This is a genomic window from Psychrobacillus sp. FSL K6-2836, assembly GCF_038003085.1.
Taxonomy (GTDB): Bacteria; Bacillota; Bacilli; order Bacillales_A; family Planococcaceae; genus Psychrobacillus.
The window spans coordinates 3,051,703-3,076,812 of the sequence record NZ_JBBOOM010000001.1 but is presented as its reverse complement, the minus strand read 5'-3'; the positions used below and the strand labels follow the sequence as shown (position 1 = coordinate 3,076,812).

The window sequence follows — 25,110 nt, the reverse complement described above, 5'->3', positions numbered from 1 at the left end:
AAAGGTCCCTATCTTTACAACGATATTTTTACGCACATTATTTACTCCATTTCCAATCAGCGATATTGTCTGTAGCAGGCCATCCATGTCCATGTACATGGATTCTTTGCTCTCCAATATCAAGGCCTTCTTTCACCAGGTACAAATGATCGATGTTAACCAACCATGCCCATGCAGCGTCCCCTTTTCCACTTAAACCAGTCGTGCCATCCCACTGTGCTTTTTTCCAAAACTCGATTGCTTCCGCTTCACTTTTCGCATGAAGGGCCTTCTTAAAATATTCATCTACTGTTTCATTTTTATAGTGGCCCGTATTATAGTACTCAACCCCAGCATTATTGCTGCTATAAATGCTGTAAAGTTCAAGTGGATCGTGACTTCCCCAGCCCATGAGTACGGCCTCGGAATACATTTTCTTTCCAATAATGTCCCAACTTCCACCCTCTACTTTTATATTAATGCCAAGTGGTTTCATCATATCTGCAACAGTAATGGCAAGAGATTGTCTAATCATGTCATTCGCTAAGTAGTAAAGACTGAATTCAGCTTTCAAAGAGCCTTTATCAAGTATTCCATCACCATCCGTATCTTTCCAACCCGCCTCTTCCAATACTTTACGCGCTCCGTCCACATCGCCATCTTCAATGACTGTATCCGGATTCCACCAAGGAAGCCCATCAACAGATGTATAGGCAGGTGTTCCGTATCCTTCCAACACACCGTCAATTAACGCTTGTCGGTCAACCGCAATATTAATTGCATGACGGATGGCTGGATCAGCCGTTACGTCATTACCGATTGGTAGACCTTCCTCAGTAAAATCGCCAGACTTTACATAAGGAAATACGATTCCACGATTGTCCACCGTTTTTTCGGCTTCGAGTTTCATGCCAGGCACTTTTTTGCTACTAAATGCAGCAGGTATATAGGCAAGATCGACTGTGCCCGCTTGAGCAGCTGCAAATGCAGCATCCTCATTTAAGAATACAAAGGTCAACTTCTTAAAATATGGATTTGTGCCATAGTATTCAGGATTCGTCTTCACAATCATCTGCTGTCCCTTGTCCCACTGTACAAGCTGATAAGGGCCTGAACCGATGGGATTTTCAGCATAATTATCACTATATGCATGTTCTGGGACAATTCCTGTTGCCACTAGATTGTTTATAAATGTTGATTGTACTTCTTTCAATGTAAATTTCACAGTAGTGTCATTTACTGCTTCGACTTTCTCCAATACGTTTAAATCGACAACTGATCCACTGTTAGCTGCTGTTTCAAATGTAAATTTCACATCTGTTGCTGTTAATGGTTTACCATCCGAAAATTTTATATCATCGCGTATATGAACAGTCCAAACCTTACCGTCTTCATTTACTTCGTAACTTGTTGCAAGATCATTTACAATGTTAAGCTTGTCATCTCTTTTTAAAAGTGTACTTTGGAATAGTGGTGAACCATAACGTCCCCATCCAGTTATTGGATCAAATCCGGTTTCAGGCTCAGATCCAAATGCCAGCACAAGCTCGTCCTTTGGTTTTTTCTCATTTTTTTGGTTTTTGTCATCCTTTTGACCAGACTCAAATAGTGTACATCCTGCTAACATAGTAGCTAAAATAGCAATTACTATGAGTCCCAAAAACTTCTTCATCATCTATTACACTCCTTCAATAAATATTATATAAAATAAAAATTCACAGTCCTGTTAACATTAATAATTTATTCAAAACCATTTGTAGAAGTGATGCTCCTACAAGCGTTGAAAAACTATAATTTCTAAATTAGACTTGTTCTACTGATATCACCTGTTCTATAAGCTTCTACCTACTCTAAGTAGAAGAAACAACAAATATAATTGTACGAAACTCTAGAAGCTCAGAATACTAGCGAAAGACTAAAGTTATTGTTCAAAGTATCAAATGACGGAGTTCACAGGTGCAAAATCCCCATACATGTATAAAGTTAATGTGATAAATAAAAACTTCAATTTCGTTACGATTCGACCTTTTGATATTATCAGAAGAATATTTTCAAAATATATAGCAGGTAATGGGTTTAAATGCTATAGCAAGCATTATTATATAACGAGGGGGGAACGACATCTTAACAAATCGCAGGAAAAGGCTACTGATAGGTGGAAAAGATTATCAGTGAGAGTAATACTCAAAAGTCCGCACTATGCTGGCATTTTACAACAATAAAGAGATTATAAACCTAGTATTCTAAGTAATAACAAGTACCTTGAAAAATAAGTAAAAGAGTTGTAGCAAACACGATAAAAATCGAGGCTATAATCGAAGTAAACACAGAGCAGTTGAAAGAGAAGAAGATGGATAAAACAAACTTAATAATTTTACTCGCAATTGGGGTCATTTCAAGTATAGACTATCAGTTAGCTATTAAAATAATCAATGAAGATATTTCAAAGTTATAAACTAGCAATTATAATCTCTCTAAAAAATTAGAGTACCGCGATACTGATAAAGAATCAAATAAGTTCAATAATACTTAATCCTGAAATGCTTCTTATGTTAGTTGATAAAATATAAGTTCATGCAGACGGTACAGCCAAAGGTCATTATCAATTTAAAGCACCAGCCCGCCTAACACCGATCTTTCGATTACTCTTTTCCAAATAAATAAAATAAAGTCACGCAATGATTTCATGTTTTTCGATTTACAATAAAGACCTTTATCTTTAAGCCCAAAGTGTTTACGAATAAGGGTTTGAAGAAGATATTAGGGTTAAAGAATGCTGGTCTTTATTTTAAAAACTTGAAATCGGATATAACGAATCGACTATATTTTAAAGTCTAAGACTTTATTTAGGTCTACAACTGTAATTCTAGTAACGCACAGCATTCCACATGTGTACTCTGTGGGAACATATCAACTGGTTGAATTTCCTGTGTTTTATAACCACCATCTTCTAAAATTCTCAAATCGCGAGCAAGTGTTGCTGGGTTACAAGATACATACACGACACGCTTAGGACGTTGTTCGATGATTGTCGTAAGTAGTGCCTCGTCACAGCCTTTTCTTGGTGGATCCACTACCAAGATATCTGCTTGCTTTCCTTCTTTGTACCATTTAGGAATAACTTCCTCGGCTGGCCCTGCTTCAAAATAAGTATTAGTAAATCCGTTCAGTTCGGCGTTTCTTTTCGCATCTTCAATTGCCTGTGGAACGATTTCTACGCCAAGTACCTGTTTTGCCTTTTGCGCTAAAAAGAGTGAAATCGTACCTATTCCACAGTAAGCATCGATCACTGTCTCATCACCTGTTAGCTGAGCATGTTCAAGCGCTTGCTTGTATAGAACCTCTGTTTGTTCTGGGTTTACTTGGTAGAATGAACGGGCTGATATTTCAAAGCGAACATCTCCGATTAAATCTTCAATAACTGCTTTACCCCAGATAACGTTTGTTTCATTTCCAAAGATCACATTTGTGTTTCGATTATTCACATTATGAACGATTGACTTTACATTTGGCTCCACTTCACGGATGAACTGTATAATAGCGTCTTGCTTTGATAGTTTAGCATGCTTCGTTACAAGTACAACCATGATCTCTCCAGTTGCTCGTCCTTTACGAACAACTAAGTGGCGTAGCTGGCCTTTTTTTGTTTCTTCATTGTATGGGATTAAGTCTAGCTTCAATGCATTTTCTTTTACTGCTCTAAGTAATCTATCCGCTTCATCCGTCTGTATTAAACAAGTATTTGTATCCGCAATACGATGTGATTTAGACTGGTAGAATCCAGCGATTACTTGACCATTTTCCAAATCGAATGGAATTTGAGATTTATTGCGGTATTCCCAAGGCTTGTCCATGCCCTTTACTGGAAGTACAGGTGCATCTATTTTCCCTATGCGTTTCATGACGTTACGAACCATGCTCTCCTTCCATGCAAGCTGTCCTTCATACGTCATATGCTGAAGCTGACAGCCTCCACATTCATAAAACACTGGGCATGGTGCCTCTACACGAAATGGAGAAGGTTCCACGATATTTTTTAACTTGGCAAAGCCATAGTTTTTTAATGTTTTAAGCACATGGACTTCTACAGTTTCGTTCGGTAAGCCACCCGCAATAAATAAAGGATATCCATCGACCTTTGCGACTCCTGCACCATCATGTGTTAAATCTTCAATATAGACTGTTAACTGATCATTTTTTTGTACTGGTGTATTCAATGTTAATCTCCGTTCTAGGTATGATTGATTCATTATACCAAAAAGAATGCGTACAAGTCTGCTGACCCATTCGCATAATCAAATATTTTTCAGTTCTTTTATATTTAATAGTTTAATTTCTTGTTGTCCCTCAAGCTTAATATAACCTTTTTCCTAGTATACGGCTAACTTTCTACTTAACGTTTCTTGTGACATTAGTTGAGAGGCAAACACCGCTTTTTGCTTATCTATTCCTAATATGGAACTTGGAGCTGGATGAATGGTAAATACTACATTGACCTACATGAAAATTGAATGTAAAAAAGCAACCAAAATTATTACTTTGGCTGCAATATTTTATTGCTTAAGATTCTTTGCTTCGATGTTTTTTATAGTCATCATGAAAGTTAGGGACAAATTCATTTTGTTCCAGTTTTTTATAGCGCTCTTCTAAATGCGTTATTACTTTTTGACCTTTTTCTTTTGAAAACACACCGTACTCAACATACTTATTGATGATTTCTTTCTTTTGGTTAAGGGCATCTTGTTGTAAAGACTTCATCTCTTCTTGTTGCTCGGTCGTTAATTTTACATCTGTCGGCATATCTGCCTTTACCACTAATGACGACAATCCTATCATCCCTACAGCCATTAAAATCGCTGTCAATACACTAAACAAACGTTTATTCATTCACATTTCCTCCTTTCCTTGTTTTGTTTTATCGTGTGCTATTCGACAGCAATTATCCTTTTTTTGAAAAACTGTATAGTTTCCGGATATGGATAAATCCTATGAGTAGAAAAAAGTAGACAAAAAAAGAACCTCATCTCGAGGTCCATAATTTATTATTTTACTTCCAATACTTTTGTGTTTAGAATTTCCGCTAACTGATCCCATGTATGAATTTCAAAGGTTGGCTGGATATCAATATGATTTAACTTTCTATTTGGATTAAACCAGCATGTATCAATTCCGAAGTTATTTCCACCTTGGATGTCGGATGTAAGCGAATCACCAATCATTAAAACACGAGATGGATCGGAAATTTGAAGTTTTTCTAAAGCATATGCAAAAATTTCTTTCTGTGGTTTTTGGAATCCTGTTTCCTCTGAAGTTATAATGACTTCAAATAAATTTTTTAATGCCGATCCATTTACCCTTGGATGTTGTACATCTTTAAATCCATTCGTAAGAAGTGCAATTCGAAAATCCTTTATGCTAGCGAACATTTCTTCCACGCCTGCAATCATATGTACTTCTTTCCCTAAATTTTCTATGTACTTTTGACCAAATACTATAGGATCTATATTTAATGCATGTTCTGTAAATAATCGTTTAAAACGTTCGACCTTCAACTCTGCTAAGGTTGTGCGACCATTCTCTAGATCATCCCATAAAACTTTACTAATCGTCCTATAGCTTTCGTGATAATCATTTAAACCATTTGGAAACCCATACTCTTCAAATAGAAGACGGAATGCATTATGTTCAGTCATTCCAAAGTCGAGTAAAGTATCATCCAAATCAAATAGCAACACATCATATTTCATCAAAACCGCCCCTTTCCTACTTCTCTAATTGTAGCATATTTAAATCCAGAGATTAGATTGGAATACTTTTCTTGCTATCCTATTATTTAGAATCTTTACAAAGATCCTTGATTTGACTGAAAAAAATTTTATGGGCTTTATTCATTGTGTTATAGGCTATTTTAATACATTTAAGAGCTTTATTGCTGGATTTATAGGCTTTTTTTGGGGGGATTTTTAAGGGCTATCCAATCTTAGGTCTCTGACTGATAACATAAAAATGACCCCAATCTACTTGATTGAGGTCGCAAGCATTATTCGTCCTTCACTGCCCCGTCTTTAGAAGCAGCCCAAAAGGCTACGATAATGGAGCCAATCAATACGATGAATGGTGCATAAAATATCATAAACTCTGTCATATTAGCTCCTCCTTATGCATGATTATCTTCCTTTTTTCCACGTACATAGTCTTTATTGAATAAAAATAACCTTAGTAATAAATACAGTGACGGGATTAACAGAGCAAGCCCAGCTATAAAAGCAACAATTAGAGCAATAGCCATCGCTTCATTTGTAAAACTGTCGTATATCGTTAAGTGTGGATACAGTAAATATGGACGATGCGCAAATCCGTAAGCGAAGAATGCTATTAGAAATTGTCCTCCTAGTAACACAAATGCCAAACCGTAGTTTCGTTTTGACCAAAGTAACCATACTGTTCCGATAAAGAGCAATAGTGATAGTGCAAATGCCCACCAAATATCGAGCATGTTTTCATAATGCTCCGGATTATGTGAACGCAGCTCCACCATAATCCCACCTGCTGTTATGATGGTCGGAAGTGCCCAAATGAGCGCATACTTTCTCATCAGCCTTGTTGCGTCTAAATCTCTAGCTTTATCTGCATACCAGGTTAGGAATACGGATGAAATGTACAGAACTGAAGTAAGACTTAACACAACGATCGCCCATGTGAGTGGGCTTGTAAATAGAGCCTCATAATCGAGGGTTGGTGATTCATTGATCATATGGACAAAACCGCCCTCTGAAATGGTCAGTACGATAGACAGAGCCGCCGGTATAAATAGACCAGCAAGACCGTACATAAATGAATAGCCCTTATGTCCTCTAGAGCCATACGTTTCAAACGCATAGTAAGAACCACGGATTGCAAGTAATATTAATGCGATGCTAGCGGGTACTAGCAAGGTCGTACCATAATAAAAAGCGGTCTTCGGGAAAAATCCGATAATACCCACAAAGAAAAATACAAGAAACACATTCGTTACTTCCCAAACCGGCGACAAATAACGTTGTATAATATTCGTTAGTATTCGTTGCTTTCCAGTTAGCAAACTGTAAGCGTTAAAAAAACCGGCGCCAAAGTCAATGGATGCTACGATCAAGTAGCCAAAGAGAAACGTCCACAATACAAAAATTCCGATGATTTCTAATGTCATAAAATATCACCGCCCTTTTCAGCATGTCGATCTTCTATTTCCTGTTCCACTGGATTTTTTCTAAACATGCGACTTAAAACCACGATACTTCCGACACCAAGGACCAGGTATAGACCTGCAAAAAGGATTAACATTACATCCACATGAGGACTGGACGTAGCGGCATCTTCAACCCGCATTATGCCCCTTAATATCCATGGCTGTCTTCCGACTTCTGCAAGCCACCATCCTGCTTCAATCGCTAAAACGGATGCAGGTCCACCTAATACAATGAGCCATTGATACCATCTAGCGTCAACAAAGGACCATTTTAACTTTTTACCAAGCCAGTATAATCCCGAAAGCACTACCATAGACATACCAATCGTCACCATGATATCAAACAAATAGTGAATATATAACGGCGGTGTTTCATCCTCTGGAAACTGATCTAAACCAATTACCTCTGCCGTCGGATTGAAATGGGCTAGAATACTTAAAGCAAATGGTATTTCTAACGCATATTTCACTTCTCCATCATCTAAAATTCCATATAAAATAAGTGGTGCATTTTCCTCTGTTTCAAAATGCCATTCAGCAGCCGCCAGTTTTTCAGGCTGATATTCCGCCAAATATTTTCCAGAGAAATCTCCAATAATGGCAGTCGCAATAGAGAATATTAGTCCAACTTTCATAGTAAGGAATAATGCTTTTTTATGATAAATATGATTAGAGCCTTTTAATAAACGGAATGCGGCAATTGCAGCTAACACAAATGCGGAGGTCATATACGCTGTCACTACTACATGTGCCACCTTTGTAGGCATGGCAGGATTGAACATTGCTAGTAGCGGGCTAATATTCACTAACTCCCCATTAACTACATCAAACCCTTGAGGTGCATTCATAAACGCATTTACAATCGTGATAAAAACGGCGGAAAATGATGCTCCAATGGCCACTGGAATAAGTAATAGGAGATGTTTTTTTTGATTTTCAAATCGATCCCATGTATACAAATAAATACCTAGGAAAATAGCTTCAAAAAAGAAAGCAAATGTCTCCATAAATAGAGGAAGGGCAATAATATTTCCCGCTAGTTCCATAAAGTTCGGCCAGAGTAAAGAAAGTTGCATACCAATCGCTGTCCCAGTCACTACACCAACCGCTACAGTAATTACGAATCCTCTTGCCCATCTACGTGCTAGTAATATGTAATGTTCATCATTCTTTTTAATACCTACCCACTGGGCAATCATAATCATTAAAGGAACGCCAACACCAATAGTTGCGTAAATAATATGAAACGATAAGGTCAATTCGGTTAGTACGCGACTAAAAAATACGGATTCTTCATTCACCATTCTTCCCCCTTTTTAATTCCCAAATATTCTCCCCGCAATTGATAGCATCATGATCCCCGCCACAACAAAAGCAAGCCACATTAAATACTTTTCCTGTTTCTTATACATGTGCTCCACTCCTTTATCTATATGATACCCAAAATTAAAATTATTGAACTTTATTATTATGAAGGTAATACAAAATTATGATAGTAGAGATTTTCGTAGACAAAGTGCATATAAAAAAAGCTCAACATCTAAAATGTTGAGCTTTTTACTTACGGTCTGTCTTCTTCTCTAATTTCATCGATTGGAACAAAGACCTCTATATGTCTATATAAATTTTGGAATGTTGCTGGGATAGTCCCGCCATATTCGCCATCTAAGTTAAGAAGAACTTTATCATCAGACGTTACTTTAATATGTTTCGCTTTTTTATGAATAACATGTGGATCAGTCAAATGCTCTCCGCGTAATGCTAAAGACGCCACACGAATAAACTCGGCAATGTTCAATTTTTTCAATATCAATAGAGAAAATAATCCGTCGTTAATACTTGAACTCGGAGCAAGCTTTTCAAATCCACCAACTGAATTCGTTAAACCTACTAAGAACATCATAGCTTCGTCATCAAATACTTCTCCATCATATTCAATTCTTACCTTTGTTGCATTAATCGATGGAAGCATCTCGATACCTTTTAAATAATAGGCAAGCTGCCCAAGCATCGTTTTAAGCTTGCTTGGCACTTCATAAGTAAGCTCCGTAATTCGACCGCCACCTGCAATATTGATAAAATAGCGATCATTAACCAAGCCCACGTCAACTGGGATTGTGTCCCCTTTAACAATAATCTCTACGGCTTTTTTAATGTCTCTTGGAATATGAACAGCTCTTGCAAAGTCATTCGTCGTGCCCATTGGAATCAGTCCAATTTTTGGACGTTTCTCAAATTCACTTACACCTGCAACTACCTCGTTAAGCGTTCCATCTCCTCCAGATGCAATAATGATATCAAAGCCATTTTCTACTGCCTTCTTCGCTGCCTCTATGGCATCTCCTTCAGCTGTGGTCGCATGACATGACGTTTCATAACCAGCGATTTCTAAGCTTTCCAAAACCTCTGGCAGATTTTTTTTAAATAACTCTCTTCCGGAAGTTGGGTTATAGATAATTCTTGCACGTTTCATACTTATTTCCTTTCTGCTTCACAATACTTTCTTGTCATATAGACTTCATCACATCACAAAAAGTTTCATGCCACTATTAAAAGAGTCGACTTCTGCCGACTCCATTAAAAGTTTGTTTAAAATATTTTATTTTTGAAGTGCTTGTAACCAAGTATTACGGATGTCTTCATATACAGCTAAGTGAAATTCTTGATTGCTAACAAACTCATTGGACATTTGTGCATAAAAGTCTTTTTGTATTTCCTCAAACGAAGGATCTTCTTTTGCAGGGAATTTTGCTCTACCATCCATTACGAACTGTTGAACTTTTTCTGCGCGTGGACCCCATTTAGAAATCACTTCACCGTCTTTATCCAACAACAAATAAACTGGAATCGAACGTCCGCCATTTGTTAAATACTGATCAATTAAATCCAGGTTTTCATCGCGATAAACAGCCCGTACTTCTACATTTGCCGCCTCTGCAATTTTACGTAAAATGGCGTTGTTCATCATTGCATCCCCACACCAGTCCTCTGTAATAACTAGTATATGTGGTGTTTTTTCCTTTAATACTTGAATGAATTCATCATCTGCAGGTACATCGAATTTATTGTAGATGCTGAATGACTCTTCTTTTTTCGTAGTCATATCATCCATATAGTGAGGTAGTGGTTTTGCATTTTCAAAATACTGTTGTTCTGTAGACAAGTGAGTAGCCCCCTTTTTTCTAAGTATACTTCGTTTTCAATTCTTATTCAAACAAGCTAGACTCGTGATTTTTCAAATTATATTATGGATCCTGCAAATACATCGTTCGCTCAGTACCTTCTCCGTTTACTACTAGCACACCATCATCCGTAAACCGAGGTCGTACAAGTCGTTCGCTAATATTTTTGAATGCCGGGACCTCTTTAAGCTCATTATCTTCTATTTGATATAATTTAACCGTAGTGCTGTCCTTAACAACAACTGATAATGCTACGTAATCTTCATACACAGCATACTCTGAAAAGAGTGGAGTCTTTATTTCATGCAATTTTCCATCCTCTAAATCAATATAACCTAACCGCGAATTTTCATCCTCATTAATAAGTTCGGCAAATATTTTATTGTCTGTAAGAGTTACAAAAGCTGCCATTTCATAAGGAACTTCATATTCACCAATCAAAATATTTTTTCGATAGTCATATAAGTAAAATCTGACGAGCTGTTCACCATCGGTTTCTACTTCCTCTGGAACTACTAGTAAGTTATCGTAAACAGATGCACTGCTTCTACTACCGTTACCAGTTAACTCATGGATTTCATGCTGTTCCATGGTTGATAAATCAATAGCTCTATAACCAATAAAACTATCTTTTACCCCGATGTCCATGAATATTAATGTACTACCTTGAAGCTGTAGATTTCCAATAGTTATATTAGGTAATTCCATAACCTCCTTGCTATTTCGATTTAGCACATTTAATGTACTTGTCGTGATATCTTCCCAAGCTAGCCAATTCTCATTCACATCAAATAGATGGATTCGCGCATCTTCCTTTGGGGTAACAAGTATTTCTTTTGTACCTGTCTCCACCGAATAAGCATATATTCCATTCCAATCCGTATAAATCATTTCTTCGCTATTATCCACATAAATTGATCTTATTAACGAATCGTATGGAGCATACGGTATGGTCACATCCACTAAATTCTCATCATAGAGCTGCTGAAAATCAGCCTTTAAATACGGAATCACTAAAAATAATGAAAGGGATATGATTGCTACACTAACTATAAAAGGAATTGATGGCAGCTTGAATCTCTTCTGTTTCATTCGATTAGGGGCTTCCAGCATAATTTTACTTTTTTGTGCTTCCGTTAACGTAATATGTCTCGGAATAGACGCATCTAAATGACGTTTAATGTCTTCTCGCATGTTCAATCTCCTCCTTTAATGTTAGACGTGCCGCATTTCTACCTCTCACTAATCTTGTTTTCACAGTGTTTGGTGAACACTTTAAAACCTCTCCTATTTCAAGAACTGATAGCTCTGCAAAATAATGAAGCCATAATACCTCTTTATATTTAATAGGTAATTCATTTATTTTTAGTGCAACATATTCAGCTTGTTCCTTTTGCAGTATCTCTTCTTCAGTCGTTTGTTTATTAGTTAGTAAATTATTCACTAGATTGGAGAGTTCCAGTTTTCTATAAGCCCAGCTTTTAAAATAGTTATGACACTCATTGACAGTGATACGGTATAAGTACGTTTTAACACTTGAACGGCCTTCAAAGTTTTCCAAATTTACGTAATAACGTATAAATACTTCTTGGACGATGTCCTCTGCTCTTACCTCATCCTTTACAAAAGCGTAGGCTAGTCTCGTGAGATAATGACCGTATTCATCCATTGCTTTTATTAACAAATGGTCCTTTTCATGCTTTTCCAAACTACCCCTCCCTCCCCGTTATCTGTTAGACAAAGCAAAGTCCATAGTGGTTTCAGTTTGCAATAAAAAAGACTGTCACCAAGACAGCCAAATTTATATTATTGATTTTTTCTTCTCTTGAAATGCAATTACGGCATTTACTTTTTTATGTATATTACCATCCTTATAAAAAACGGCACTTCCATCTGGGAGAGCATAAATAGTACGTTCAGTGGAAAGTGACATTAACTCATCGTCTGATTCCACGTTATAATGTACTTCCACGCTAAAGTCTACTAGACCTAAACCTTTTATCACTAAGGACTCTGGGTAGTCATCGTCTTTCGTTAAAATACAATCCTCGCAAAATGCCAGTGCCCCTGCACTATAGCCAATTAATAGCCCCGGATAATTTCTAATGCTCGAAACTAGTTCTTTTTCTTTGATTAACTGAAGTAACTTTTCCGGTCTCCCACCTATTAAATAAAGTACATCACTATCATTAATCATAGATACCATTTCACTTTTTGAAAGATCCTCATGCAATAATTCTAGTTTCGCATTTGAAATGTTAGCGAAAACCTGTTCAAGACTTAGCATCCAGCTATCATATTTTGAAACATCCGTAGCAAAAGGAACTACTACAATATTTGCATTTGGTTTAATCCTCTTCGACAATTCTTCGAATACTTCATCCAACTCACCTTTTAAAACATGTCCTCCACCAATAAAACATAGATCCACTTCACTTGCCCCCAATACGTATAAAATATGCTTTCATCATAGCATCAGTATACTTGGAAATAAATACTATCACTTGAATATAGATAACGAGAGCGAATCAACCCTATACGAGAGCAATCTCACGCTATCCGAGAGCGTTTCACATACTTACGAGAGACACTATGAATTTCCTATCTATACGAGAGTGAATCAACCCTATACGAGAGCAATTTCATGCTATTCGAGAGCGTTTCACATACATACGAGAGACACTATGAATTTCCTTTCTATACGAGAGTGAATCGACCCTATACGAGAGCAATCTTACGCTTTCCGAGCGAGTTTCACATACTTACGAGAGACACTATGAATTTTCTTCCTATACGAGAGTGAATCGTCCCTATAAGAGAGCAATCTCATGCTATCCGAGAGCGTTTCACATACATACGAGAGACACTATGATTTTCCTTTCTATACGAGAGCGAATCAACCCTATACGAGAGCAATCTCACGCTATCCGAGAGCATTTCACATACTTATGAGAGACACTATGAATTTCCTTTCTATACGAGAGTGAATCAACCCTATACGAGAGCAATCCCATGCTATCCGAGAGCGTTTCACATACATACGAGAGACGCTATGATTTTCCTTTCTATACGAGAGTGAATCGACCCTATACGAGAGCAAACTCACGCTTTCCGAGAGCGTTTCACATACATACGAGAGACACTATGATTTTCCTTTCTATACGAGAGTGAATCGTCCCTATACGAGAGTGAATCAACCCTATACGAGAGCAATTTCATGCTATCCGAGAGAGTTTCACATACTTACGAGAGACACTATGAATTTCCTTTCTATACGAGAGTAAATCAACCCTATACTAGAGCAATCTCATGCCATCCGAGAGCGTTTCACATACTTACGAGAGACACTATGAATTTCCTTTCTATACGAGAGATAACCGCTCATATTCGAGAGTGCACACACACAAAAAGGATGCCCCAGTCACTCGGGCATCCTTTAGTATTAACGTTTAACGATTTCTTCGTTCAAGATTTTGTTAACAAGAGGTGGATTTGCTTGGCCTTTTGTTGCTTTCATGATTTGTCCAACTAGGAAGCCGATTGCGCGGTCTTTCCCGTTTTTGAAGTCTTCGATAGATTGTGGGTTAGCATCAAGTGTTGCTGTAACGATTTCGCGTAGAGCGCCTTCGTCAGAAATTTGTACTAAGCCTTTAGCTTTCACGACTTCTGCAGCATCTCCGCCGTTGTCAGCAAGTTCTTTGAATACTTTTTTCGCGATTTTTGATGAAATAGTACCATCTGTAATTAGTTTAATCATTCCAGAAAGATTAGCAGGAGTTAGACCTATGTCCTTCAATTCTTTTTGGTCTGCGTTTAGATAGGCAGAAACCTCACCCATCATCCAGTTAGCAGCTAGTTTTACGTCTGCACCATCGGCAATAGTTGCTTCAAAGAAGTTAGCCATATCCTTAGACAATGTTAATACATGCGCATCGTATGGTGATAATCCTAGCTTTTCGATATAGCGTTGTTTACGAGCATCTGGTAGCTCAGGAATTTCAGCACGCACACGTTCTAACCATGCATCATCAATTACTAGATCTACTAAATCTGGCTCTGGGAAATAACGATAATCATCCGTACCTTCTTTAACACGCATAAGAATCGTTTTACCAGTTTTTTCATCATAGCGACGAGTTTCTTGTTCAATGATTCCTCCAGCAGATAATACTTCGGCTTGGCGAACCTCTTCGTGCTCTAGACCTCTACGAACGAAGTTGAACGAGTTTAAGTTTTTCAACTCTGTTTTAGTACCAAACTCTTCTTGACCATAAGGACGAATAGAAATATTCGCATCACAGCGTAAAGATCCTTCTTCCATTTTACAGTCTGAAACGTCTGTATATTGGATAATAGATTTTACTTTTTCTAAGTAAGCGTAAGCTTCCTCAGGTGTACGGATATCTGGTTCTGAAACGATTTCTACTAGTGGTGTTCCTTGGCGGTTAAAGTCTACTAAAGAATAACCATCAGCATGGGAAAGTTTCCCAGCATCTTCTTCCATATGAAGACGAGTAATACCGATACGTTTTTTCTCACCATTTACTTCAATTTCAACCCAACCATTTTTACCGATTGGTTTATCAAATTGTGAAATTTGATATGCTTTTGGATTATCTGGGTAGAAATAGTTTTTACGATCAAATTTTGTATTTTGTTCGATTTCCATATTTAATGCAAGTGCTGCACGCATTGCGAAATCTACTACGTTTTTATTTAACACAGGTAGTACGCCAGGGTATCCTAGGTCTATTACTGTTGTATTTGTGTTTGGCTCAGCTCCGAAATGATTAGGTGCTGATGAGAAGATTTTAGAATTAGTTTTTAACTCTACGTGTACTTCTAATCCAATAACTGTTTCAAAGTTCATGTTATTTTCCCTCCCAAATTTGAGGAGTTTGTTTATGGAAATCAGTAGCTTGCTCGTAAGCATGCGCTACGCGATAAATTGTTGATTCGTCAAAATAATTTCCGATAATTTGTAGCCCTAGTGGTAACCCATCTTCAAATCCACAAGGGATAGAAATTGCTGGTACACCTGCAAGGTTAATCGGAATTGTTAAAATATCGTTTGCATACATCGTTAAAGGATCTTCTACGTTTTCTCCAATTTTGAATGCTGGAGTTGGTGCAGTTGGTCCGACAATTACATCATAGTCCTCTAATACTTTATCGAAATCTTGTTTGATAAGTGTACGAACTTGCTGTGCTTTTTTATAGTAAGCATCGTACGTTCCTGCGCTTAACGAATAAGTCCCAAGCATAATACGACGTTTAACTTCGTCACCAAATCCTTGTGCACGAGTTTCTTTATAAAGATCCAATAAGTTTTCAACGTTCTCAGCGCGGTAACCATAACGAATTCCATCAAAACGAGAAAGATTTGAAGAAGCCTCTGAAGATGAAAGAATATAGTATGTAGCTAAAGCATATTTAGAATGTGGCAATGAAACCTCTTCCCAAGTTGCTCCTTGTGCTTCTAGTACTTTCAACGCATCCATTATAGACCCACGAACTGCTTCACTTACACCCTCTCCTAAATATTCTTTAGGCACGGCAATACGAAGACCTTTAATGTCTCCAGTTAAAGCAGCAGCAAAGTTAGGAACTTCAACGTCTGCAGAAGTAGAGTCATTAGCATCAACTCCAGAAATTGCTTCTAAAAGTAGAGCATTGTCTTCCACGTTACGAGTGATTGGACCAATTTGATCTAAAGAAGATGCAAACGCTACAAGTCCGAAACGTGAAACACGTCCATATGTTGGTTTCATCCCAACAACACCACAATAGGATGCTGGTTGACGAATAGATCCACCTGTATCTGAACCTAATGAGAATGGTACTTCACCAGCTGCTACTGCTGCTGCTGATGCACCTGAAGAACCACCAGGTACACGGTCTAATGACCATGGGTTTTTAGTTGTTTTATATGCTGAATTTTCATTGGAAGACCCCATTGCAAATTCATCCATATTCAATTTACCGATTGTAATCATACCAGCCTCGCGTAACTTTTTCACAACCGTTGCATCATAAATAGGATTGAACCCTTGTAAAATTTTACTTGCACAAGTAGTTTCTAATCCTTCTGTTACGATATTATCCTTTACTCCGATTGGTAAACCAAATAATGGCCCACGTTCTTCAAAAGGAATTTTTTCTAATTGTGTAGCTGTTTCTAATGCTTTTTCTTTATTTAAAGCTAAGAAGGCTTCTACCTCGCCATCAAGTTTTTCTACACGTTCAAAAGCTTCGTTTGTTAAATCTACTAAAGAAACTTCTTTACTATGTACAAGCGCTTGTAGTTCTTTCGCTGAGCGATTAAATAACGTCATGATTTTCCCTCCTTACATCTATTAGTCCATAATTGATGGTACTTTTACTTGACCAGCTTCTTGTTCTTTCACATTCAACATCATTTTTTCACGATCTAGCCCTTTAGTAGCGACGTCATCTCTAAGCACATTTACCAATGGTAGGACATGTGTAGTAGGTTCTACATTTGTTGTATCCAATTCTTTTAATTGATCAGCAAATTCTGTGATTGCTCCTAGTTGAAGTGCAAACTTTTCTGCTTCTTCTTCCGTAATTGCAAGTCTTGCAAGATGCGCAACGTGCTTTACTTCTTCTTTTGTTAATTCCGCCATTTATAACACCTCCGAATTCAAGTAACCATAAGAAATATCATATCATTTTTCACTCTGCTTGAACAGAGAGTACCCATTGCTTATTGTGAGTATATATGCACAATTGCCTCTTCATCACCAGGTTTTTTCACAAGCAATGCTTCAGCACCATCTAAGGAATTCACTTGTACTTCGATATTCATCGAAGGATTAAAATGATCCTTTACCAAGACAGCTAGATGCTGTGTAAATCCAATTACCTCTGCAGTTCCGTAAAACTGAATAGGAATAGTGATCGTCCACTTTTGAAGCTGTTTGTCTTTAAAATAGCCTGTCCCAATAATACTCGTGTAATTGGAAAAGTACATTTCTACATCCTGTTTGAAGTTACGGAAAATTGTATCTAAATCGCGATACTTTTCTTGAGAGTCCGCTGTAGGGAATAGAACATATTCTTCGTCAATAGCCTTCCAATCAGACACATTTTTCCCTGCTGGTGCTGTACTATACGTAAAATATGTTCCTGGAACAACTGCATTCCTGCTATTTTGCTTGAACAAGCCTACTACAATTGGAATATCCGCAAGACCATCCATTTTGCGTAAACGTGTAACTACTTCTTCCGCAATCCTTTTACCATTCTCTTCAATTTGAGCCTGTGTCAGTTTCTCTTCATAAGTTGCACCATAGTCTTCCTTCGTATAGTAATACGTCGAGTTTAATGCCAAACCTATAGAAATTCCGGATAGACTTACTGCATTATCTTTCTTTTCTAAATAATTTTGTTCCACGATATGAGTTATATAGACTGGTGCTTTTTTGGCCTTTTCTTCTCCAACTAAGCCCTCATCACTTGGATTTAACCCGCCTTCTTCTTGATTGCTTCTAGCTAGCCAATCCTTTAGGGTGCTCGTATCTAAGTACTGCCCTTCCTGGAACAAATACTTATCCGGCGAAAACTCATTTTGAGATAGACGAAGAAGGCCGTTTTCTACTTCCTTCATATCGTATTTAGTAGATAAATTAGATAAGACTAATCCTCTACTTGCGCTTTCCTCATAAGGTAATAATGTTCGGTAATATGTTTCGTCTAGCTGTAAACTCGGAATTATTACTGTTTTGGTCTCTTCTTCTTCCGTATTTTGTATAACCTTTGTTTCGTCACCCAAAGAAGGAGCACAACCAGAGACCGTAAGTAATAAAGCCAGTGTCAACATGCCTATTTGTTTTTTGGTCATGTTCGCCACTCCCTTACTCCGTTGTGGAGTCTAATAATTTTTGTTCATCCCAAACCTCGATACCGAGGCTTGTTGCTTTTTCTAGTTTAGATCCTGCTTCTTCTCCAGCAATAACTAAATCCGTTTTTTTACTGACACTTCCGGCAACTTTTCCACCTAATGACTCAATTTTTTCTTTTGCTTCTGTCCGAGTTAGTTGAATAAGCTTCCCTGTTAATACAACTGTTTTACCCGCAAATGGGCTGTTTTCCATTACAGCTGCATCAATAATTCTACCAGTATACTGTAGCGTCAATCCTGCATCTTTTAATCGACCTATCAATAACTGGACCTCGTCCTGCTCAAAATAGGTCACTAATGAATCGGCCATTTTGTCACCTATTTCAAAAATAGCTATAAGCTCTTCTCTTGTTGCTTTCATTAACGCTTCAAAGCTATGAAAATTCTCCGAAAGTATTTTTGCAGCTTTTTCTCCAATATGACGGATACCAAGTCCAAATAATACTCGTTCCATTGAATTTGCTTTTGAAGCTTCAATTGCTTCCACTAAATTAGTTGCAGATTTTAGACCCATACGCTCCAGCTTTACTAAATCATCCACTGTTAATGTATATAAATCCGAAATATCTTTGATGAGTTGTTCTCTAAATAACTGTTCCACCACTTTTTCACCAAGTCCATCAATATTCATCGCATTGCGAGAAGCAAAGTGGTAAATACCTTCTTGAATTTGGGCAGGACATTGTGGATTTACACAACGAAGTGCGACTTCTTCTTCAATTCTAATTAATTCGCTTTCACAAACCGGACAATTGGTAGGCATTTCGTACGGTACTTCCGCACCTGTTCTCTCTGCAGTTATAACTGCTACTACTTCTGGAATAATATCTCCTGCTTTTCGAATAATAACACGATCACCGATGCGAATATCCTTTTCACGGATTAAATCTTCGTTATGAAGTGTAGCACGTTGGACAGTAGATCCGGCTACTTGTGCCGGCTCTAAAATAGCAGTTGGAGTGACAACACCCGTGCGACCAACTGTTAAGTCGATATCGATTATTTTCGTGACTACTTCCTCTGCAGGAAATTTATACGCTATTGCAAATCGTGGACTCTTTGCGGTAAATCCTAGTTCTTCTTGCTGTGCATAGTCATTTACTTTTATAACAATGCCATCAATTTCATATGGAATGTCATGTCTTTTTTCCGTCCACTCTTCTATAAAGCTAAGTACTTCTTCGATGGATGTACATTTTTTTGTTTCCTTATTAGTCGGTAATCCCTGTTTCTTCATAAATCCTAGTGCATCTAAATGAGTGTCTATATTCTGGTCCTCACCGTCGCCACCCATGCCATAGACGAACATTGATAAATTACGGCTAGCAGTTATTTTAGGGTCGAGCTGACGTAAGGAGCCTGCTGCTGCATTACGAGGATTTGCAAATAATACCTCAGTCTGTGCTGCGCGCTCTTCATTCAACTTTGCAAAGGAAGACTTTGGCATATATGCCTCTCCTCTTGCCTCCACGGTTACCTTTTCCTTTAAGCGCATTGGAATGGAACGAATGGTTTTAATATTACTTGTAATATCCTCACCTGTCGTACCATCCCCACGGGTAGCCCCTCTTACTAAAAGACCATCCTCATATAATAGGGAAATTGCAAGTCCATCAATTTTCAATTCACATACATACGTTGGTGCTTCATCGATAATACCTTGAATACGTTTATCAAAATCACGCAAATCCGCTTCGTTAAAAGCATTCGATAGACTAAGCATTGGATTTGCATGGGTTACTTTTTTAAAGCCTTCACTTACGATGGAACCAACTCGCTGAGTAGGGGAATCCGGTAATATTAGATCTGGGTTTTGTTCCTCCAAAGCTATTAGCTCATGCAAATATTGATCGTAAACGGCATCCGGAACAATAGGATCATCTAATACATAATAGGCATGTCCATAATCGTTTAAAAGCTTGTGTAGTTCTTGAACTCGTTGTTCTAACTGATCCATCCAGGGCTCCTCCTGTTGTTATACTTTTTCAATTGGGGCAAATTTAGCGAGTAGACGCTTAATACCCGTAGGACTTGGAAATGCAATATCTAGCTCGGTATTCTCACCTTCGCCACGAACACTGACAACCATACCTTCGCCCCATTTTTTATGAGCCGCTTTATCTCCAACCTGCCAGCCCATTTTCTCTCCACCAGATTCATTATATGCCGGTCGAGTTACTACTGCTTTACGAGTATTACCAATAGCTTTTGCATGTCTTTCAGGATTTTTGCCAATGTCTTTAGTCCAACCAACGACCTCTATAATATCATCTGAAATTTCTTGGATAAAACGAGATGGGCTATTAAAACTGCCACGACCAAATATAGTTCGGGACTGCGCACAAGTAATCACAAGTCTTTCTTCAGCTCGGGTGATTCCTACATAAGCCAGGCGTCGTTCCTCTTCCATTTCATCATCATCACCAAGTGAGCGTGAATGTGGAAAGATATTTTCTTCCATTCCGATGATAAATACAACTGGAAATTCCAAGCCTTTTGCCGCATGCATCGTCATTAAAATAATATTTCCTTTAGATATATCTTCATCTTCATCCAATTTATCTATATCGGAGATAAGAGCTAAATCTGTTAAAAATGCAACTAACGACTTGTCCTCACTCTTTTCCTCAAATGCTTTCGTGACAGATAGAAACTCTTCAATATTTTCTAAGCGACTCTCCGCTTCAATAGTCTTTTCATTTTTTAGCATCGTACGGTAGCCCGTTTTATCAAGCACTTGCTCAACAATTTCTGTGACAGACAAAAATTCCTGCATTTGGGTCAAGTTATTGATTAGCCCTTGGAATTGAATAACAGAATTTACAGCACGAGCTGGTATCCCCATAAAGTCGACTTCATTTAATGCATCTAAAATCGAGCGATCTTGGTCCAGTGCATAGAGCGCCATACGTTCAAAGGATGTAGCTCCGATATTTCGTTTAGGCTCATTAATAATTCGAGCAAGTGATAGATCATCATCGTTATTGGCTATTAAACGTAAGTATGCAAGTAAATCTTTAATCTCTTTGCGATCATAGAACTTTGTGCCACCAACAATTGTATAGGCCATATTAGATTTAACAAGTACTTCCTCCATCACACGGGATTGAGCATTCGTGCGATACAAAATGGCGAAATCATTCAATGTACGATTTTCTAATTCCATTAATTCTTGAATTTTTTGTACAACATATTGTGCTTCCTGATGCTCATTCATCGCACGGAATAACTCGAGCTTTTCCCCTTCTAGATTCTCTGTTCGTAAAACCTTCGGATATCTACTCGTGTTATTTCCAATGACGTCATTTGCCGCCTGTAAGATTCTTTGAGAAGAACGATAGTTTTGTTCTAACATAATCGCTTTTGCATTTGGGTAATCCTTTTCAAACGATAGGATATTCTGAATATCTGCTCCACGCCAGCGATAAATCGATTGATCCGAGTCACCAACGACACAAATATTTTTGAACTTTTTAGCCAGCATCTGCACTAACTCGTACTGCGCTTTGTTCGTATCCTGATATTCATCTACATGGATATACTGAAACTTGTTTTGGTAAAATTCAAGTACGTCAGGAACTCGTTTGAACAATGTCAACGTGAGCATGATTAAATCATCAAAATCAAGGGATTGGTTCTTTCTCAACTTTTTTTGATAACTTTGATACACATTGGCAACCGTCTTTTCAAACGGATTCATCTCATTCATCTGTGCACGATACATATCCGAATCGATACAAATATTTTTGGCACCACTGATGGCATTTAGCATCGAGCGAGGGTCATATTGCTTCGAATCAATATTTTGTTCTTTTAGTACATTTTTAATAACTGTCAATTGGTCACTTGTATCCAGTATCGAAAAGTTTTTTGTATATCCAATTCGATCAATATCTCTTCTTAATATACGTACGCACATGGAGTGAAATGTAGATACCCACATTCTTTCCCCAGTTCCTGGTCCTAATAAGCCATCTATACGTTCTCGCATCTCTCTTGCTGCTTTGTTTGTAAAGGTGATCGCTAAAATTTTCGATGGATATACTTCCTTTTCAACGATTAAATATGCGATTCGATGTGTTAATACACGTGTTTTTCCAGAACCCGCACCTGCCATAATAAGAAGTGGACCTTCTGTTGTCTTCACGGCTTCTTCTTGTTCTTTATTCATACCATTCAATAAGTTTTTCGCGATGATTTCCATAGTGCACTTCCTTTCTTTAGAACATTTGTTCCATCATATCGTAGTTCCAATATTTACTCAATGTTCTTTACAGCCTGAACTGTCCTTAACGCTTCTGCTAAGTTGTCATATATCTGATTGCCTACGATGATTGTATCTGCATAGGTAGCCATTTGTCTTGCATGCTCCTCTGTTTGAATACCCCCACCATAAAATAGCCTTGTGTTTTTTAAACGTTCCTTCACTTTTTTTACTGTATTTACATCGCCATACATCCCACTATATTCCATGTAGAATATAGGGAATTTGAACAAATGCTCCACCATTTCTGCATATGCTATGATATCTTCTTCACTGCCTGGATTCACTGCATTTGTTAGTTTTGCTGCTTTGCAATCAGGATTTAAAATACAATACCCCTCTGATATAATTTCATCCCAATTCATAACTTCCCCAAACTCTTTGGTAGCTGCATGATGTAAATCCTTTACCCACTTCGTTTCGGAGCTATTTAACACACTCGGTATAAAATAATAATCAAATCCAGGCGTAATAGATTCAATCGTAGATACCTCTAACGCCACAGGCACTGCATATCTTCTAATACGCATTAACAAATCTATCACATTGTCAAGCGTTACATTATCTGATCCCCCGATTATAATCGCATCTGTACCAGATTCGCATACCAGTTCAAGTGCCTCTGCATCTATAGTTTTAGCGGGATCTAACTTAAATATATGTCGCCAATCTTTATATTCCATTTTTTCACCTACATCTCGTTAGTTAACATTTATCCATTATAACAAAAAAACTGAACAGACATCGCTGTTCAGTACATGTTCTTACATATTTTGAAAACTTATATTTTTCTTCCTATTCTTTAATCCCGCATTAACGGGCAGTATAACTTCCACAACAACGTTTAGCTGAAACAACAAAGCGAAAGTGGTTGATAACTGCCCGTAAAAGCCCGTCGTAGAACAATAGACGAAAAGCCCCACGTCGTGTGACTTCGTCTATGTGACTCGCTTCCTGCGAGCCTCGGGCCAACAGGATGTTGGTCACTTAAGCATTGCCGCACGACGCGGCGTTTTTTGCTTGAGTTCCATTTACAATCAGTGAAAACACCACTGATTGAAGTTTCACTTTATCGTTGGTGCCGGATTTTCTTCTGGATATAGACGTCCTAACATTTCATCGTAGGTACCATTACCATAGTCGTATGCACGTCTTACGCGTGATATTGTTGCAGTACTTGCCCCAGTTTCTTTTTTTATAGATTCATATGTTTTTTTCAAGCGCAATAAATGAGCTACCTCGAAACGCTGCGCCAAGGATTGAATTTCACTTATCGTACATAGATCATCAAAAAATCGATAGCATTCTTCCATATTTTTTAATTCTAATACCGCTTTAAATAGTTGCTCTGTTTGATTTCCTTTTATTTTCTCAATTTGCATTACGGTCATCCTCCTCTTTCTTTAAATCGGCTATGTTATTTCGTCTCTGCATTTTCACTTGTCTCATATAAACATCTAAGTATTAAGGCAAATAAGTTACCATTTCCTCTAATCCAGGACTTGTTGGTATAAAACTGATCCAAGTCTGTCCAGGTACTAGTTTAGCAGGAACTCCATTTTCCATCGGCATGAGAATTCCATCGATATTTTCCCATTCGATTTCTCTCATAATACCCGCTTGAAAAATATAAGCTCTTCCCCCATCACTTAAAGATAACTGAAGTCGACCAGAACTATCAATAACTTTATGAGGCATTTCCATACAAATTATATTTGCAATTTTAATAGGTTCTTCTGTCTCTTTGTCTATTGTTAGAACTCCAGCAGTCTCTCTTATATATATACCTTCATCGGAAATATACGTATATTTATTTTCAAAAGAGGAGCCCGAGCCATAATGGATAGAAAAACTAGATACCGGATTACCAATTTTTATCCCTTCAAAGGATTCAAAGAAAGAGAATTTTGGTATTTTATTAATTTCCATCGAAGCCCCTACTTTTTCTGCACCTGCTAAAACATTATCCTTTGAAATATACGAATTATGCGGAGCTTTTCGCTCACTTGATCGGTTAAATAATATACCGTCGTATTGCATCCCATTTATGTTATCAACTACTCCCGCTTTCAGCATTTTTTGAGCATCTGGACTATATCCATGTGCAATATAAAATGCATCCAGCCCTTTGGCGATGTCAACGAAGTAATCTCTAGCACTTCTAACAGGACCAAGTTTTTCTGGAATTTCACTTTGATACACTGCTAAAAATCTTGTTACATTGCCTTCTGCTAACATTTCGTAAATGATATCCGCTTTTGCAATTCCCGACTGTGGACGTGCGAGCGGATGATTGTTTATAGTGACTAGTACTGGTCTTTGTGTCAATTCTGTTTCTGAACCAACACCAGTAAAAGGTGCTATAAACGGCACCACAGCTTCCACTTCTGGCACTTCTACTTCTTCCACAACTTCTTCTATTATCTCTTCTACTGGATTTACTTCTTCTTGTCCTTCCTCTTTATCGGAACAAGCTACAAGAAGTACACTAGCGGCCAATAAAATTCCCCATTGTTTGAACACAACCTACGTCCCC

General features: G+C 37.8%; 22 protein-coding genes. 1 reads left to right on the top strand and 21 read right to left on the bottom strand.

Features of this window, described 5'->3' with window-relative positions:
* Window positions 1–37: 37 nt before the first annotated feature.
* Window positions 38–1,654 (bottom strand): ABC transporter substrate-binding protein, encoded by a 1,617-nt coding sequence (locus MKY37_RS14625; protein ID WP_340778265.1) that lies wholly within the window; start codon window positions 1,652–1,654, stop codon window positions 38–40.
* Between the two features lie 265 nt (window positions 1,655–1,919).
* Between MKY37_RS14625 and MKY37_RS22410 the strand changes: the two genes are divergently transcribed.
* Entirely contained in the window at window positions 1,920–2,201 is a 282-nt protein-coding gene (locus MKY37_RS22410; RefSeq protein WP_445323048.1) for a recombinase family protein, read from the top strand.
* Between the two features lie 630 nt (window positions 2,202–2,831).
* Here MKY37_RS22410 and rlmD read toward each other — a convergent pair.
* The 20 genes from rlmD to MKY37_RS14530 form a co-directional block, all read right to left on the bottom strand.
* The gene (gene rlmD / locus MKY37_RS14620) at window positions 2,832–4,229 is read right to left on the bottom strand and encodes a 23S rRNA (uracil(1939)-C(5))-methyltransferase RlmD (protein ID WP_445323047.1); all 1,398 of its coding nucleotides are present in this window, start codon (window positions 4,227–4,229) and stop codon (window positions 2,832–2,834) included.
* A gap of 310 nt (window positions 4,230–4,539) precedes the next feature.
* Window positions 4,540–4,866 carry a YckD family protein gene (locus tag MKY37_RS14615; protein ID WP_340778263.1) on the bottom strand — a complete coding sequence of 109 codons (327 nt, stop codon included), beginning with the start codon at window positions 4,864–4,866 and terminating at the stop codon, window positions 4,540–4,542.
* A 155-nt stretch (window positions 4,867–5,021) separates the two neighbouring features.
* Window positions 5,022–5,726 carry a YjjG family noncanonical pyrimidine nucleotidase gene (locus MKY37_RS14610; protein ID WP_340778260.1) on the bottom strand — a complete coding sequence of 235 codons (705 nt, stop codon included), beginning with the start codon at window positions 5,724–5,726 and terminating at the stop codon, window positions 5,022–5,024.
* 293 nt (window positions 5,727–6,019) lie between these two features.
* Window positions 6,020–6,124 (bottom strand): cytochrome bd oxidase small subunit CydS, encoded by a 105-nt coding sequence (gene cydS, locus MKY37_RS22405; RefSeq protein WP_445323046.1) that lies wholly within the window; start codon window positions 6,122–6,124, stop codon window positions 6,020–6,022.
* Between the two features lie 12 nt (window positions 6,125–6,136).
* Window positions 6,137–7,165: a cytochrome d ubiquinol oxidase subunit II gene (locus MKY37_RS14605; protein WP_340778258.1), complete on the bottom strand. Its 1,029-nt coding sequence runs from the start codon at window positions 7,163–7,165 to the stop codon at window positions 6,137–6,139.
* A complete protein-coding gene (locus MKY37_RS14600) occupies window positions 7,162–8,508 on the bottom strand; it encodes a cytochrome ubiquinol oxidase subunit I (RefSeq protein ID WP_340778256.1) in 1,347 nt (448 codons plus the stop codon). Before MKY37_RS14600 ends, MKY37_RS14605 begins: the two co-directional genes overlap by 4 nt.
* A gap of 257 nt (window positions 8,509–8,765) precedes the next feature.
* Window positions 8,766–9,677, bottom strand: coding sequence for a diacylglycerol kinase (locus MKY37_RS14595; RefSeq protein ID WP_340778253.1), 912 nt, complete (start codon window positions 9,675–9,677; stop codon window positions 8,766–8,768).
* Window positions 9,678–9,803: 126 nt separating this feature from the next.
* Window positions 9,804–10,367: a thioredoxin family protein gene (locus MKY37_RS14590; RefSeq protein WP_340778249.1), complete on the bottom strand. Its 564-nt coding sequence runs from the start codon at window positions 10,365–10,367 to the stop codon at window positions 9,804–9,806.
* A gap of 82 nt (window positions 10,368–10,449) precedes the next feature.
* Window positions 10,450–11,580 (bottom strand): hypothetical protein, encoded by a 1,131-nt coding sequence (locus MKY37_RS14585; RefSeq protein WP_340778247.1) that lies wholly within the window; start codon window positions 11,578–11,580, stop codon window positions 10,450–10,452.
* Window positions 11,564–12,094 carry a sigma-70 family RNA polymerase sigma factor gene (locus MKY37_RS14580; protein ID WP_340778245.1) on the bottom strand — a complete coding sequence of 177 codons (531 nt, stop codon included), beginning with the start codon at window positions 12,092–12,094 and terminating at the stop codon, window positions 11,564–11,566. The genes MKY37_RS14585 and MKY37_RS14580 overlap by 17 nt, the downstream gene beginning before the upstream one ends.
* Window positions 12,095–12,187: 93 nt before the next feature.
* Window positions 12,188–12,817 carry a Type 1 glutamine amidotransferase-like domain-containing protein gene (locus tag MKY37_RS14575; protein ID WP_340778244.1) on the bottom strand — a complete coding sequence of 210 codons (630 nt, stop codon included), beginning with the start codon at window positions 12,815–12,817 and terminating at the stop codon, window positions 12,188–12,190.
* Window positions 12,818–13,828: 1,011 nt separating this feature from the next.
* Complete coding sequence (gene gatB, locus MKY37_RS14570; protein WP_340778243.1) at window positions 13,829–15,256, bottom strand: Asp-tRNA(Asn)/Glu-tRNA(Gln) amidotransferase subunit GatB; 1,428 nt, start codon at window positions 15,254–15,256, stop codon at window positions 13,829–13,831.
* Window position 15,257: 1 nt separating this feature from the next.
* On the bottom strand, window positions 15,258–16,721 hold the full coding sequence (gene gatA, locus MKY37_RS14565) for an Asp-tRNA(Asn)/Glu-tRNA(Gln) amidotransferase subunit GatA (protein ID WP_340778241.1): 1,464 nt from the start codon (window positions 16,719–16,721) through the stop codon (window positions 15,258–15,260).
* Window positions 16,722–16,742: 21 nt separating this feature from the next.
* Window positions 16,743–17,033 carry an Asp-tRNA(Asn)/Glu-tRNA(Gln) amidotransferase subunit GatC gene (gatC, locus tag MKY37_RS14560; protein WP_340778239.1) on the bottom strand — a complete coding sequence of 97 codons (291 nt, stop codon included), beginning with the start codon at window positions 17,031–17,033 and terminating at the stop codon, window positions 16,743–16,745.
* An 80-nt stretch (window positions 17,034–17,113) separates the two neighbouring features.
* Window positions 17,114–18,250, bottom strand: a complete 1,137-nt coding sequence (locus MKY37_RS14555) for a CamS family sex pheromone protein (protein WP_340778237.1) — start codon at window positions 18,248–18,250, stop codon at window positions 17,114–17,116.
* A 13-nt stretch (window positions 18,251–18,263) separates the two neighbouring features.
* On the bottom strand, window positions 18,264–20,267 hold the full coding sequence (gene ligA, locus MKY37_RS14550) for an NAD-dependent DNA ligase LigA (protein WP_340778236.1): 2,004 nt from the start codon (window positions 20,265–20,267) through the stop codon (window positions 18,264–18,266).
* Window positions 20,268–20,285: 18 nt separating this feature from the next.
* Window positions 20,286–22,514 (bottom strand): DNA helicase PcrA, encoded by a 2,229-nt coding sequence (gene pcrA / locus MKY37_RS14545; RefSeq protein ID WP_340778235.1) that lies wholly within the window; start codon window positions 22,512–22,514, stop codon window positions 20,286–20,288.
* Window positions 22,515–22,567: 53 nt separating this feature from the next.
* Window positions 22,568–23,257: a heptaprenylglyceryl phosphate synthase gene (locus tag MKY37_RS14540; RefSeq protein ID WP_340778233.1), complete on the bottom strand. Its 690-nt coding sequence runs from the start codon at window positions 23,255–23,257 to the stop codon at window positions 22,568–22,570.
* Between the two features lie 381 nt (window positions 23,258–23,638).
* Complete coding sequence (locus tag MKY37_RS14535) at window positions 23,639–23,956, bottom strand: YerC/YecD family TrpR-related protein (protein ID WP_340778231.1); 318 nt, start codon at window positions 23,954–23,956, stop codon at window positions 23,639–23,641.
* Window positions 23,957–24,038: 82 nt separating this feature from the next.
* The gene (locus MKY37_RS14530) at window positions 24,039–25,097 is read right to left on the bottom strand and encodes a DUF3048 domain-containing protein (protein ID WP_340778229.1); all 1,059 of its coding nucleotides are present in this window, start codon (window positions 25,095–25,097) and stop codon (window positions 24,039–24,041) included.
* Window positions 25,098–25,110: the final 13 nt, after the last annotated feature.

Excerpts from the sequence above, each read along its gene's own strand:
- MKY37_RS14625 (WP_340778265.1), bottom strand. The coding sequence starts at position 1,654 with ATGATGAAGAAGTTTTTGGGACTCATAGTAATTGCTATTTTAGCTACT.
- MKY37_RS22410 (WP_445323048.1), top strand. The coding sequence starts at position 1,920 with ATGACGGAGTTCACAGGTGCAAAATCCCCATACATGTATAAAGTTAAT.
- rlmD (WP_445323047.1), bottom strand. The coding sequence starts at position 4,229 with ATGAATCAATCATACCTAGAACGGAGATTAACATTGAATACACCAGTA.
- MKY37_RS14615 (WP_340778263.1), bottom strand. The coding sequence starts at position 4,866 with ATGAATAAACGTTTGTTTAGTGTATTGACAGCGATTTTAATGGCTGTA.
- MKY37_RS14610 (WP_340778260.1), bottom strand. The coding sequence starts at position 5,726 with ATGAAATATGATGTGTTGCTATTTGATTTGGATGATACTTTACTCGAC.
- cydS (WP_445323046.1), bottom strand. The coding sequence starts at position 6,124 with ATGACAGAGTTTATGATATTTTATGCACCATTCATCGTATTGATTGGC.
- MKY37_RS14605 (WP_340778258.1), bottom strand. The coding sequence starts at position 7,165 with ATGACATTAGAAATCATCGGAATTTTTGTATTGTGGACGTTTCTCTTT.
- MKY37_RS14600 (WP_340778256.1), bottom strand. The coding sequence starts at position 8,508 with ATGGTGAATGAAGAATCCGTATTTTTTAGTCGCGTACTAACCGAATTG.
- MKY37_RS14595 (WP_340778253.1), bottom strand. The coding sequence starts at position 9,677 with ATGAAACGTGCAAGAATTATCTATAACCCAACTTCCGGAAGAGAGTTA.
- MKY37_RS14585 (WP_340778247.1), bottom strand. The coding sequence starts at position 11,580 with ATGCGAGAAGACATTAAACGTCATTTAGATGCGTCTATTCCGAGACAT.
- gatB (WP_340778243.1), bottom strand. The coding sequence starts at position 15,256 with ATGAACTTTGAAACAGTTATTGGATTAGAAGTACACGTAGAGTTAAAA.
- gatA (WP_340778241.1), bottom strand. The coding sequence starts at position 16,721 with ATGACGTTATTTAATCGCTCAGCGAAAGAACTACAAGCGCTTGTACAT.
- gatC (WP_340778239.1), bottom strand. The coding sequence starts at position 17,033 with ATGGCGGAATTAACAAAAGAAGAAGTAAAGCACGTTGCGCATCTTGCA.
- MKY37_RS14555 (WP_340778237.1), bottom strand. The coding sequence starts at position 18,250 with ATGACCAAAAAACAAATAGGCATGTTGACACTGGCTTTATTACTTACG.
- ligA (WP_340778236.1), bottom strand. The coding sequence starts at position 20,267 with ATGGATCAGTTAGAACAACGAGTTCAAGAACTACACAAGCTTTTAAAC.
- pcrA (WP_340778235.1), bottom strand. The coding sequence starts at position 22,514 with ATGGAAATCATCGCGAAAAACTTATTGAATGGTATGAATAAAGAACAA.
- MKY37_RS14540 (WP_340778233.1), bottom strand. The coding sequence starts at position 23,257 with ATGGAATATAAAGATTGGCGACATATATTTAAGTTAGATCCCGCTAAA.
- MKY37_RS14535 (WP_340778231.1), bottom strand. The coding sequence starts at position 23,956 with ATGCAAATTGAGAAAATAAAAGGAAATCAAACAGAGCAACTATTTAAA.